This is a genomic window from Actinoplanes sp. NPDC051494 (assembly GCF_044454705.1).
Classification (GTDB): Bacteria; Actinomycetota; Actinomycetes; order Mycobacteriales; family Micromonosporaceae; genus Actinoplanes.
In genome coordinates, this window is the sequence record NZ_JBITDZ010000011.1 from 316,837 (window position 1) to 329,134 (window position 12,298).

Annotated in this window: 11 protein-coding genes and 1 tRNA gene; 10 read left to right on the top strand and 2 right to left on the bottom strand. The window is 70.9% G+C overall.

Annotated elements, in window-relative coordinates; translation table 11 throughout:
• Nucleotides 1-9: 9 nt before the first annotated feature.
• Entirely contained in the window at nucleotides 10-753 is a 744-nt protein-coding gene (locus ACIA6A_RS32590; protein WP_396101798.1) for a hypothetical protein, read from the top strand.
• Nucleotides 754-856: 103 nt separating this feature from the next.
• Here the strand turns inward: ACIA6A_RS32590 and ACIA6A_RS32595 are convergent.
• Nucleotides 857-929: transfer RNA gene (locus tag ACIA6A_RS32595), tRNA-Arg, on the bottom strand.
• A gap of 48 nt (nucleotides 930-977) precedes the next feature.
• Entirely contained in the window at nucleotides 978-2,012 is a 1,035-nt protein-coding gene (locus ACIA6A_RS32600) for an alpha/beta hydrolase (protein ID WP_396101799.1), read from the bottom strand.
• Between the two features lie 170 nt (nucleotides 2,013-2,182).
• Between ACIA6A_RS32600 and ssb the strand changes: the two genes are divergently transcribed.
• The 9 genes from ssb to ACIA6A_RS32645 all read left to right on the top strand — a co-directional run bounded on the left by ssb (nucleotide 2,183) and on the right by ACIA6A_RS32645 (nucleotide 11,655).
• A complete protein-coding gene (gene ssb, locus ACIA6A_RS32605; RefSeq protein ID WP_396101800.1) occupies nucleotides 2,183-3,025 on the top strand; it encodes a single-stranded DNA-binding protein in 843 nt (280 codons plus the stop codon).
• Between the two features lie 813 nt (nucleotides 3,026-3,838).
• Nucleotides 3,839-4,135 (top strand): hypothetical protein, encoded by a 297-nt coding sequence (locus tag ACIA6A_RS32610; RefSeq protein WP_396101801.1) that lies wholly within the window; start codon nucleotides 3,839-3,841, stop codon nucleotides 4,133-4,135.
• Nucleotides 4,136-4,197: 62 nt separating this feature from the next.
• Nucleotides 4,198-5,163, top strand: a complete 966-nt coding sequence (locus ACIA6A_RS32615) for a cobalamin biosynthesis protein (RefSeq protein WP_396101802.1) — start codon at nucleotides 4,198-4,200, stop codon at nucleotides 5,161-5,163.
• A gap of 2 nt (nucleotides 5,164-5,165) precedes the next feature.
• Nucleotides 5,166-6,710 (top strand): cobyric acid synthase, encoded by a 1,545-nt coding sequence (locus ACIA6A_RS32620; RefSeq protein ID WP_396101864.1) that lies wholly within the window; start codon nucleotides 5,166-5,168, stop codon nucleotides 6,708-6,710.
• The gene (locus ACIA6A_RS32625; RefSeq protein ID WP_396101803.1) at nucleotides 6,694-7,308 is read left to right on the top strand and encodes a uridine kinase; all 615 of its coding nucleotides are present in this window, start codon (nucleotides 6,694-6,696) and stop codon (nucleotides 7,306-7,308) included. The genes ACIA6A_RS32620 and ACIA6A_RS32625 overlap by 17 nt, the downstream gene beginning before the upstream one ends.
• A 49-nt stretch (nucleotides 7,309-7,357) precedes the next feature.
• Nucleotides 7,358-8,419 (top strand): M48 family metallopeptidase, encoded by a 1,062-nt coding sequence (locus ACIA6A_RS32630; protein ID WP_396101804.1) that lies wholly within the window; start codon nucleotides 7,358-7,360, stop codon nucleotides 8,417-8,419.
• A 48-nt stretch (nucleotides 8,420-8,467) separates the two neighbouring features.
• The gene (locus ACIA6A_RS32635; protein ID WP_396101805.1) at nucleotides 8,468-9,817 is read left to right on the top strand and encodes a dipeptidase; all 1,350 of its coding nucleotides are present in this window, start codon (nucleotides 8,468-8,470) and stop codon (nucleotides 9,815-9,817) included.
• Nucleotide 9,818: 1 nt separating this feature from the next.
• Entirely contained in the window at nucleotides 9,819-11,339 is a 1,521-nt protein-coding gene (locus tag ACIA6A_RS32640; protein WP_396101806.1) for an FAD-dependent monooxygenase, read from the top strand.
• A gap of 67 nt (nucleotides 11,340-11,406) precedes the next feature.
• Nucleotides 11,407-11,655, top strand: a complete 249-nt coding sequence (locus ACIA6A_RS32645) for a hypothetical protein (RefSeq protein ID WP_396101807.1) — start codon at nucleotides 11,407-11,409, stop codon at nucleotides 11,653-11,655.
• The last annotated feature ends 643 nt before the right edge of the window (nucleotides 11,656-12,298 follow it).

Sequence of the window (12,298 nt, forward strand, 5' to 3'; positions counted from 1 at the left end):
AGTCTGACGGTGGAGCTGCCTGAGGTGGATTGGGCTGCTCTGGCTGATCCCGAATCGGCTAGAGCAATCCCTCTCCAGCTGGATAATCTCCGCCGGGCAGTGGACGGCGAAGCTGCTGCGGAAGCAGCGTACGCTCTACATGAGATGTTGTGTTATTCCGCGGTCGCGGTGGAGGAAGTCACGGTGCCATCGGTCCGGATCCTGTATGCGATGCAGTCCGTCAATGAATTCCAGTGGAAGCCTTATGTTCTTCAGCTTCTCGACACCATCGCCCAGGTGGATGGCGTCATGAACCCGCACAACAATATCGCTGATGAATCTTCACTGAAGGCTCGCGTACGCGAGGAGATCCTCCGTGGAATGCCTCTGGTGGAACTGGCATCACGCAACGAAACAGGAGACACCAAGGCGGCGGCCATTATCCTGCTGGCGGATGCTGCGCCGGATGTGCGAAGGCTGTTCGATCGATTCGAAGCGGACTTTCGTGAGGAGCGCGATCTGATCCTGCAGTCCGACTATGCCTACGCCGCGACGGCGGCTTGTTGCCGCGAACCTGAGTCAGTAGGACCGGATCGATGCGAGACTTGGCTCGATCGGGCCCTGGTCGATCCCAATCCAGCAGTGCGGTACCGCGTCGCACGGTGCCTGGTCGACTACGGGGCCGACCACCGAGGTTCGTCGCCGACCGCCATCATCCGGGGCGCCGAGCCCGAGGTCCTGGCCAGGAAGCTGTTCCGTGCCGAATACATGTAGAGCTGCTTACGGGAGCCGTCCGTCGCCTGTCGCAAAGCGATCGGTGCCACGATGAGGCCGCATTCTGCTGAGATGCGGCCTGACCTGCAAGCGAGGGAGAAGGCGCGCCCGGCAGGATTCGAACCTGCGACCGACGGATTAGAAGTCCGTTGCTCTATCCGCTGAGCTACGAGCGCCTGGCCTGCATATCCTAGAGTTTCGTCGGCTCCATGGCGAGCCGGATGTCAGGCGGTCGTGGTGTCCGCTTTCTCCCCGGTGCCGAGGCCGGCCCTGTCCTCAGGGGCGGGCGGCACCTCGACCTCGGGTGTCCCCACCGGCGGCACGAAAGCGTCGGTCCAGCGGCCGAGCTCCTGGAACACCTCGGTGCGTACCTCCTTGCCCGACAGTGTCAGGTCGTGCATGCCGCCGTCGAAGCGGGCGATCGTCACGCGGCGTCCGAGGCGGGGGGCCCATCTGACGATGTGGTCGACGTCGAGGACCGCGTCGGCGCTGCGTACGTCCTCGGTCCAGGCTTTGCCCCGGAAGGTCTTGGTCGAGCAGGCGACCAGAACGGGTGCGGTGATGGCCAGCCCGGCGCGCAGGCGGGCCTGGCCGCGGCGGATCGCTTCGAGCCATCCCGTACGCACGGGGAAGCCGGTCAGCGGCTTCCAGTTGAGGTCGTAGTTCCATTCTCCGCGGTGTTCGCTGTGCAGGCTCTGTCCGTAAAGGCCCAGGGCGTTCATGGGGAGCACCCGGTACGGGTTTCGCCCGCTCGTGCGCCCGACGACGTTCATCAGGGGCCGGCGCAGCAGCCACGGCACGTTGAAGTCGAAGAACGGGCTGTTGAGGAACAGGCCGTCGACGATGCCTTCATTGCCTCGGGCGTGGGCCCACAGCGACGTGATCAGGCCGCCGGTGGAGTGGCCGGCCACCAGGAGCTGGTCGTGGCCGTCCTGTTCTCGGATGATACGAGCGGATTCGTCCAGTTCCGGGAAATAGTCGGTGAGGCTGCGCGCGAAGTTGGGCGTCTGGTGGGGGAGCAAGCTCCGGCCGTATTTGCGCAGGTCGAGGGCGTAGAAGTCCCAGCCGCGTTCGATGAAGAAGTCGGCGAGATGGGTCTGGAAGAAATAGTCCACGAAGCCGTGTACGTAGAGCACCGCCCGCCGCGACGGCGTGTCACCGCGGCGCCGGATGAGCGTCGCCACGACCTCGCCTTCGTCGTCGCTTCCCAGGTCGATGGTGTGCCGCTCGTACGGCAGGCCCAGTACGTCGGTCTCCACACCGTCAGGCTACCCACGTACGGGCGTCCGCGCGCCATAGCAGATCAAATCGCGGCAGTGGGGTTTTCCCCAATGTCTCCTCGTCCACAGCCCGGAACCGGATTTCCGGTGCTGGTCCGGGGTTCGCGGCACGCTTCACCCCACGAACTTCTACCGATTGAGGGGAAGCGATGTTCGACACCAACATTGTCGTGATCGGCAACGTGCTCACGGCGCCCGAGTGGCGCCGGACGGCCAACTCCAACACGCTCGTCGCGAATTTCCGGGTCGCCTCGAACGCGCGCCGGCTGGATCGGGAGACCGGTCGATGGGTGGACGGCAACCACCTGCGCGTCCGGGTCAGTTGCTGGCGGCGGCTCGCCGAGGGGGTGGCGTCGTCGGTCACGGTCGGCGACCCGGTCGTGGTCTCGGGGCGCCTGTACACGCGGGACTGGACGGATTCGGAGGGCAACCTGCGCACGTCGTACGAGATGGAGGCCGCCGCCGTCGGTCATGACCTGGCCCGGGGACGGGGCAAGTTCTTCCGCGCCAAGACCGCCGGGACGGCCGCGGTCGAGACCCCGGAGGCCCTGGACCGGGTACGCGGTGAGTCCGTGGCCGTGATCTCGGAGGACGAGGCGCCCGCGATCTACGGCGACGGCGTGCCCGAGGCCGACGAGCCCATGTTCGAGGACCCGGCATTCGCACCGCTCGAAGCCGTGCCGGCGTTGCGCGGCGGTGGTTTCGAGCCGTTCGACACCCAGCTGATCCTGTCGTCGGCCCTCCCCGCGGAGGAACCGGCCGAGCAGGATCAACCCGGGCCGGACCAGCCCGAGCTGGACCAGGCTGAGCAGGATCAGGCTGAGCAGGATCAGGCTGAGCAGGACCGGCCTGGGCAGGAGGAGACCGACGGGGAGGACGAGTCGGACGCGGTGGCCGAGCCGTCGGCGGCGCTCGCCGGAACGGCGGAGCCGCTTCCGGCCCCGCGGCGCGCCCGGGGCCGGAACCCGCGCCGTCAGCCGGTCGCGGCCTGACCGTGCGCACCGCCGCCCGGCGCTACCGAGGCTCTCTGTGGCCCGGCTGCCGGACGGCACCACGAACGGCTGTCGGTGCGGGCCCCGTCGAGGGGGCGTGACCCGTCCCGGCGGTGCTGAACCCTGTCCCGGATCCTCCCAGCCGACTCCTGGCCGACCAGGTCGCGGAACCGTCTCTCCACGGTCGAGCGGCCGACCCGGCCGGGTTCCGTCCGGGAGGGCCGGGGCAGGCGGCCGGAGCTCGTGGCCCTCGGGTGCGCGGGTCTCCTGCCCCGCCCGGATGGGTGCCCTGGTGGTTCCGCATCCACCTCGTGGCATCCACCCGGCGATAGCCACTCGCCGCATCGCCCGCACCGGTGCGGGCGAGTGGCAGGTGCCCGGCCGTCGCGTCCCTGCGGCGGCCGGGTCCGCCAACGACTTTCCTCGACCGCCGATGGGCTCGTGAGGGGTGAGCGAACAAGCCCCATCGGCAGGCGGACGGGTGTTCGGTGGTCGGCACCCGTCCGTCACCCTCGCTGTTCCACGCCGCAGTGCTCCCGCACGCGGTGATCCCCTCCCCACGGGTCCGTTCGGCGACGGATACCCGGGAGACGTGCCAGTGCGGCGCCAACCCTGAGCAGCCACTGAGGGGCCACTCGGGAAAGGCCGCCGTACCCGGCCGGATCCCGCGACCCGCCACCCCAGTGGCGACGCGGGACGCACCGGCCCGCCCCGTGCGGCAAACACGAGGCGGGCAAACGCGGGACAGCGAGAACCGGCCGCCGCCGGCCCCCAAACCGGCGGCGGCCGGCCCACCAGGACCAGGTGTCCGTGATGGGCACGACCGCTTCACATCGCGGTGGCGGCGGGAACGCCACCACCGGCCGTGGCCTGTCGGCGTCCCGCACCGGCGTCGGCGGCCCACGGCGGGGCGGGTGGGCGTTCATCGGTGAGCGCCCATCCGCCCGGGACCTCTGCCACACCAGCGGATCGGCCTCCGCTGGTATGGCGGGGTCGGCCCTGTCCGGCGGCAAGCGGCGCGACGCCGTGCCGGGCAGGCAGGAGAACGCCGGCCACCGGCTCCGTGAGCGAGCCGGTGGCCGGCAGGCGAACCTCGGGCGGGCGAGGTGAGAAAGGAGGACGAAGTGAGGCAGCGGCCAGGTCCGCGACGGTGGATCACTAGGGTGGTCGGGATGGGAAGACGTTGGGCATTCGCGGACGCCGCGGGGATGGTCGCCGGGTTTGCCCTGGACGCCGTTCTCGGCGATCCGCGGCGGTTTCACCCCGTGGCGGGCTTCGGGCAGGCCGCCGGAGCTCTCGAAAAGCGGATCTATGCGCCCGATCGGCGTTCCGGCGCCCTGTTCACGACCGTCGCGGTGGGTGCCCCGGTCGTCGCCGGGGTGGTGTTGGCCACTGCCACGAAGCGTCGGCCGGTCGCGCGCGCCGCGCTCGTGGCGGTCACGACGTGGACGGTTCTCGGGGGCCGGACACTGCGGCATGAGGCCCGCGTCATGGCCGGTCACCTGGAGCGGGATGACCTCGCCGCGGCCCGGGGGCGGCTCAACCATCTCTGCGGGCGGGATCCGTCGCGGCTCGACGAGCCGGAACTGGCCCGGGCCGCCGTCGAGTCCGTGGCCGAGAACACCTCGGACGCCGTGGTCGCGCCCCTGTTCTGGGGCGGTGTCGCGGGACTGCCGGGGTTGCTCGGCTACCGCGCGGCGAACACGCTCGATGCCATGGTCGGGCACCGGTCGGCCCGGTATGCGCGCTTCGGGACCGTCTCCGCGCGGCTCGACGACGTGCTCAACATCGTGCCCGCGCGGCTGACGGGGCTGCTCACGATCGTGGCCGCGCCCTTGGTGGGCGGGCGGCTGGGGGAGACCCTGCGGGTGTGGCGGCGTGATCGCAACGATCACCCGAGCCCGAACGCGGGGCAGTGCGAGTCGGCGATGGCCGGCGCGCTCGGTGTGCGGCTCGGGGGACGCAACGTCTACTTCGGTCGTACGGAAACGCGGCCTTTCCTGGGTGACGGGCCCCGGCCGTCCGCCGGTCACCTGCGCCGCGCCGCCCGGATGTCCGGTGCGGTGGGCCTGGCCGCGTTGACGATCGGCGCCGGCCTGGCCGTTGCTCGCGCCAAGGCCATGGGGGTCCGGCGATGAGCGTGGGTGGGGGTCTGCTGGTCGCCGGCACGACGTCCGACGCGGGCAAGAGTGTGCTCACCGCCGGGATCTGTCGTTGGCTACGGCGGCGGGGCGTCAAGGTCGCGCCGTTCAAGGCGCAGAACATGTCCAACAACTCCGTGGTGGTCGTCGGGCCGGACGGGCGGGGCGGCGAGATCGGGCGGGCCCAGGCCATGCAGGCCGCTGCCTGCGGTGTCGCTCCCGACATCCGGTTCAACCCGGTCCTGCTCAAGCCCGGCAGCGACTATTCCAGCCAGGTGGTCCTGCTCGGTGCGGCGATCGACACCGTGACGGCGGGCAACTACCGCTCGCTCCGGCCACGGCTGGCCGAGACCGCGTGGGCGACCCTGGCCGAGCTGCGCTCCGAATACGACGCGGTGATCTGCGAGGGTGCCGGCAGCCCCGCCGAGATCAACCTGCGCGACGGGGACTTCGTCAACATGGGGCTGGCCCGGCAGGCCGGGATCCCGGCGATCGTGGTCGGTGACATCGACCGTGGCGGGGTGTTCGCCGCGTTGTTCGGCACCGTCGCCCTGCTCAGCCCCGAGGATCAGGCGCTGGTCAACGGCTTCGTCATCAACAAGTTCCGCGGAGACCTGGGCCTGCTCCGGCCGGGCCTCGACATGATCACCGCGGCTACCGGGCGTCCGGTGCACGGGGTGCTGCCGTTCAACTCCGACGTCTGGGTGGACGGGGAGGACTCCCTCGCGTACGGGACGATGCTCGGCCGGCCCGGTGCGCCGCGCGGCACGGAGTGGTTGCGGGTCGCGGTGATCCGCTTGCCCCGGATCTCCAACGCCACCGACGCCGAGGCGCTCGCGTCCGAGCCCGGCGTGCAGGTCCGTCTCACCATCGAGCCCGCCGAGGTCGCCGACGCGGACCTGGTGGTCATCCCGGGTTCCAAGGCGACCGTCAGCGATCTGGCGTGGCTGCGGGAGACCGGCCTCGCCGACGCGGTGCACGCGCATGCCGCTTCGGGGAAGCCATTGGTCGGCATCTGCGGTGGGTTCCAGATGCTCGGCGAGACGATCACCGACGAGGTGGAGAGCCGCCGGGGCACCGTCGCCGGCCTGGGCCTGCTGCCGGTCGCGATCACCTTCGGCGAGCGGAAGACCCTCGCCCGGTCGCGGGGCACGGTCTGGGGGGAGGTGCCGGTGAGCGGATACGAGATCCATCATGGGTACGTGTCCAGCGGCGCCCCGGAGCCCCTGCTGCGCTACGCGGACGGCACTCCCGAGGGCGCTGTCCGCGGCGCGGTCTACGGAACGCACTGGCACGGCGCTTTCGAGTCCGACGAGTTCCGGCGGCGGTTCCTGACCGAGGCGGCGCGGCAGGCCGGGCGGGCCGGGTTCGTGGTGGCGCCCGGCACCCGGTTCGCCGAGGTGCGCGAGCGCGCCCTGGACACCCTCGGTGACCTGGTCGAGGAGCACCTCGACACCGACGCGCTGTGGCGGCTCATCGAGTCCGGCCCGGTCACCGGTCTGCCCTTCATCCCGCCCGGGGCGCCCGATGGCCCGGTTCGCTGACCTCGCCGACCGGATCCTGGCCACCGCACCCCGTCTCGGGCCGGTGCGGCTGGTCGCCGTCGACGGCCCCAGCGGCGCGGGCAAGAGCTGGTTCGCGCGGCGGCTCGCCCGGGCCGCGGATGTGCCGGTGGTGCACACCGACGACCTTCTGGACGGCTGGGACGACCAGTTCACGTTCTGGTCCCGGCTCGAGGAACAGGTGCTCGCCCCGCTCCGGCACGGGCGGCGCGCCACCTACCAGCGTTACCTCTGGCATCGCGGGGCGTTCGGGGGCGTTCCGGTCACCGTCGAGCCCGCTGCGGCCGTACTCATCGAAGGGGTGACGTCCGCACGCAGGCTGATCCGGCCGGAACTTTCGTTCTCGATCTTCGTCGATGCTCCCGCGGAGTTACGGTGGCAACGGGTCCTGACCCGCGACGGGGGCCAGGATGACGGCGGCCAGGATGACGGGGGCCAGGATGTTGCCTTCCGGCGGTACCTTGAGCGGTGGCATGCCGCTGAGCAGGAGCATTTCGCCGCGGAGGCGACCGCCGCGCACGTGGATCTGCTGGTCGACGGTGCTGCGGAAGGCGCCGGCGAGGGGTATGAAGTGCGGTAGGCGGTAGGGCCACGATCAGCTGTGTGAGCAGCGGGAACGGGGACGGACGATGACGACCGAAGACGACACCCGGCCGGCGCGGCGACGCGTCACGCTGACCGGCATCAGTTCGCGTGCGTGGGAGCACCCCGCCGACCGTGGGGCGCTGACCGCGTTGCGGGAGCTCCGTGGCTTCGACGACGTGGTGAAGGCCTTCTTCGGCATGTGGAACGAGCGCGGGTTCCGCCTGCAGTTCCTCGCCGGGTCCATCCGGGTCGATCACCGGCAGTATCCGCGCGTCTATCAGCGTTTCACCGAGGCCGCGGCGACGCTGGACGTCGCTGAGCTGCCCGAGCTCTACGTGACCCAGGATCCACTGATCAACGGTCAGGCGATCGGGCTGGACAAGCCGTTCATCGTCATCACCACCGCCGCCGTGGAGAAGCTCGAGGACGACGAGCTCCGGGCGCTGCTCGGGCACGAGATCGGGCACGTGCGCAGCGGGCACGCCGTCTACAAGACGATCATGATGATCCTCACCCGCTGGGCCGCCAACGTGAGCTGGCTCCCGGTCGGGGCCATCGCGCTGCGCGGGATCATCGCCGCGATGATGGAGTGGTGGCGCAAGGCCGAGCTCTCCGCCGACCGCGCCGGCCTGCTGGCCGGGCAGGATCCGGCCGCCTCGACGCGACTGCTCATGAAACTGGCCGGTGGCGGCGACCTCTCGCAGATCGACACCGCCGCGTTCCTGGAGCAGGCCGCCGAGTACGAGAGCGGTGGTGACCTGCGCGACAGCATCCACAAGTTCGGCATGACCGCGTGGAGCAGCCACCCCGTCCCCGTGGCGCGCGCTTCCGAGCTGCGCAAATGGGTCGACTCCGGGGATTACGCCCGGATTCTCGGCGGCGACTACCCGCGCCGTGACTCCGACGGGAACGCCTCGGTCACCGAGGACGTCAAGGCGGCCGCCGACTCCTACCGTCAGACGTTCGCCACCTCGCAGGACCCACTGGTGGGGCTGCTGCGCAAGCTCGGGGACGGCGCCGCCGACCTGGCCGGATCAGCCGCGCGGGGCGCCCGGGACTGGGCTTCCACCTCCGGCCGCCGGCGCGACGAGGACCCGCCGGCCTGAGACGGCGACCCCGATCCGGCCCCTGGCACGGGGCTTAGGATCGGGGTCATGACCCTCTCAGAAGACGAACTGCGCACCGCGATCACGCGGGAAATGCCTGGTGTCCGCGCCGACCTCGAGCGACTCGTCCGCATCCCGGGGATCGCGTTCGACGGCTTCGACCACTCGCACGTCGAGCGGTCCGCGGAGGCCGTGGCCGAGCTGCTGCGCGGCTGCGGCCTCGAGGTGCAGATCGTGCGCGGCACGGGTCAGCCGGCGGTCATCGGCCACAAGCCGGCGCCCGCGGGTGCACCCACCGTCCTGCTGTACGCCCACCATGACGTCCAGCCCGCCGGCGACCCCAGCCTCTGGACCAGCGACCCCTTCGAGCCCGTCGAGCGCGATGGACGCCTCTACGGCCGCGGTGCCGCCGACGACAAAGCCGGTGTCATGGCGCACGTCGCCGCGCTGCGGGCCTACGGCGACGCGCTGCCGGTCGGCGTGGTGGTCTTCGTCGAGGGCGAGGAGGAATTCGGCTCCGAGTCGCTCGACGACCTGCTCGAGACCCACAAGGAGCTGTTGCGCTCCGACGTGATCGTCATCGCGGACTCCGGCAACTGGGACATCGGCGTGCCGGCCCTGACCACCTCCCTGCGCGGCCTGGTCAACTGCTTCGTCGAGGTCAGCACGCTGCAGAGCGCCGTGCACAGCGGCATGTTCGGCGGCCCCGTGCCCGACGCCCTGACCGTGCTCGCCCGGCTCATCACCACCCTGCACGGCGAGAACGGTGAGGTCGCCGTCTCCGGGCTGGCCGCCCGTGCGGACGCGACCGTCGACTACCCCGAGGACCGCTTCCGCCACGAGGCCGGGATCCTCGACGGCGTCAAGCTGATCGGCGAGGGCCGGCTCACCGACCGTATCTGGACCAAGCCGGCGATCTCGGTGCTCGGCATCGACGCACCCCGGACCAACGAGGCCCCCAACGCCCTGGTGCCCAAGGCCAAGGCCAAACTCAGCGTCCGGCTCGCTCCCGGCGACGACCCCACCTCGGCCTACGAGGCGATTCGGGCCCACCTCGAGAAGTACGTGCCGTGGGGCGCGTCCATCGACGTGACGCTGGAGAGCGGCGGGGCGCCGTGCGTGATCGACGCGACCGGCCCGGCGTTCGACGCGGCCCGCGCGGCATTCGCCAGTGCGTGGGACGGAACGGCGCCGGTCGACATGGGCGTGGGTGGCTCGATCCCGTTCATCGCCACGTTCCAGGAGTTGTTCCCGCAGGCCGCGATCCTGGTCACCGGCGTCGAGGACCCGTTCGCCGCCGCGCACGGACCCAACGAGAGCCTGCACCTCGGCGAGTTCGCCCGGGTCTGCCTCGCCGAGGCGCTGCTGCTGCGCAACGTGGCCGGTCTGAGCAGCTGACATGACCGCCCCGGACCTCGACTGCGACGTTCTCGTGGCCGGCGCCGGCCCCACCGGGCTGATGCTGGCGAACTGGCTGCTCAAACTCGGGGTCCGGGTCGTCATCGCCGACGGCAAGCCCGGGCCGTCCCGCGAGTCCCGCGCGCTCGTCGTGCAGGCTCGCAGCATCGAGATCTACGACCAGCTCGGCCTCGCCGACCAGGTGCTCGGGCAAGCACACCGGGCCGGGGCGCTGGCACCGGGCTTCGGCCCCCGCTCTTTCGGGAAGGTGCCACTCGGGCCGCTCGGGGAGGGGCTCACCCCGTACCCATGGATCGAGGTCCTGGAACAAAGCCGCAACGAACAGATCCTGCATGACAACCTGCGTGCCCTCGGCGGCTCGGTCCGCTGGGGCGAGCAGGTCTCGGCTGTCACCCCGATCCCCGGTGGGCTGACCGCGGCCGTCGGCGAGACCACGGTCAGCGCCCGGTACTGCGTCGGCGCGGACGGAGCCAACTCGATCATCCGCCGGTCCCGGGACATCGCGTTCGACGGCGTCACCAACCCCCACCTCTTCTACGTCATCGACGCCACCGGCGTCGACGGCCTGGTCGGCGACGCGATCAACGTGCGCCCCGGCGGCCAGGACTTCCTCATCGGCTTCCCGATGAGCGGCGACGGCAACTGGCGACTCATCGGCGTGGTCCACGGCGCTCTCGCCGGCAGCGCCGGCGCTGTGGCCGAGAACGAGGCGCGTGATCGCATCCAACGCCACTTCGCCGTCAGTTACGCCGAGTCCCGATGGTTCGCGACCTACCGCGTCCATCACCGGGTCGCGGCATCCTTCCGCGACGGCCCGTTCTTCCTCGCCGGCGACGCGGCACACGTCCACTCGCCGGTCGGCGGCCAGGGCATGAACACCGGCCTGCAGGACGCCCACAACCTGGCCGGCAAACTCGCCGACGTCATCCACGGCCGCGCCGGCGACGGCTGGCTCGACCGTTACGAGGCGGAGCGCCGCCCGGTCGCCCGCACCCTCGTCGCGACGACGGACCGCCTCTTCGGCCTGATCACCTCCGAACGCCGAACAGCCCAGATCCTCCGCCGAGCCCTCGTGCCGCTGATCGCCCCGCTCGGAGCGCGCGCCCTGCCCGGCTCGTCAGCGGGCTCCCGCCTCTTCCAGTACGTGTCCCAGATCCGCATCCGCTACCCGATGCTCCCCGCCGAACCCCGCGACCCGGTCATCGGCCGTCGCCTGCCCTGGACAGGCGACAACTTCGCGGCGCTGCGGTCGGCCGACTGGCAGATCCACACGTACGGCCCAGCAGCGCCGCCACCGGACCTGGGCCTGCCGGTCTTCGCCTTCCCCGCGGCCCCCGGCACGACGTTGCGCCCCGACACCCTCTACTTGATACGCCCGGACGGCTTCGTAGCCGCCGCGGCCACCCCGCCGGACGCGGCCGAGACATTCCGCCAGGCGTTACCTCCGGGCTGGCAGGCGCCCACGGCTTCCCACCCACCTGACACCGGCCCGCACCGCTGATCACTTTTCGGTCGCTTGATCGGGTGAGGAAGCTGCGGCCGGTGATCGATCCTGTTAGGATTCGAACATGAGTTCGAACGAGGCCATTGGGGCGCTCCGCGCCGCCGGCACCGCACTGGGGGACGTCGACGTCTCCAGCTGGGATGACACCGCCCTCACCGACCAGATCGCCGAGCTCTCCGCGGCCCTGTGCGATCTCGACGCCCAGCTCACCAGGGTCGCCGACGCCGTTCGCGCCCGCGGGTTCCGCATAGCCGAGCCGGTCACCGCCTTACGCCCACCGGCTGACGGCCGCCACCTGACGGTTGCCGCCTAAGGTTGCGGGCCCACGCCTCGGTCTCCTGCTGGCGCTTGCTCTCCGCGACCAGCCTCTCCGCCTCATTGTCGCCGCCTGATTGTTGCCGCCTGACAACCGCCCGCCGGCTTCGCGCAGGTTGTCTGCCCGCATGACCAGCATCGCGGTGTCGTAGCCGTCATCCAGCGGAGCTGAACCGTGTCTGGAGGAGGAGCTGCGCTGGGTGGAGGTCGGCTCACCGCACCGCAGGCGTCCATGTTCTGCCGTCGGATCCTCCCCGATGCGACGGCCGGACCGGCCGTGTCGAGCGGAAGGCTGCCGAGCACAACCGTCCCTGACGGCAGCCACCCGGTCGCAGCGTTCCATCCTTCCGCTGCGGCCGACGACAACAGTGTCCGTCCGCCACGGACATGTCACCGCTCGCGCGGCCGGGCCTCCACCTGACCTCGCTGGCCTGAATCTGCCGGTCGGCCGTCTGGGGTCGGCCCGCTTGAGCCTGACCGCGTGGGCTGGCCTGCTGGGGTCGGTCCGCTTGAGCCTGACCGCGTGGGTCGGCCTGCTTGGGCTGGCCTGCTTGGGCTGGCCTGCTTGGGCTGGCCTGCTTGGGCTGGCCTGCTTGGGCTGGCCTGCTTGGGCTGGCCTGCTTGGGCTGGCCTGCTTGGGC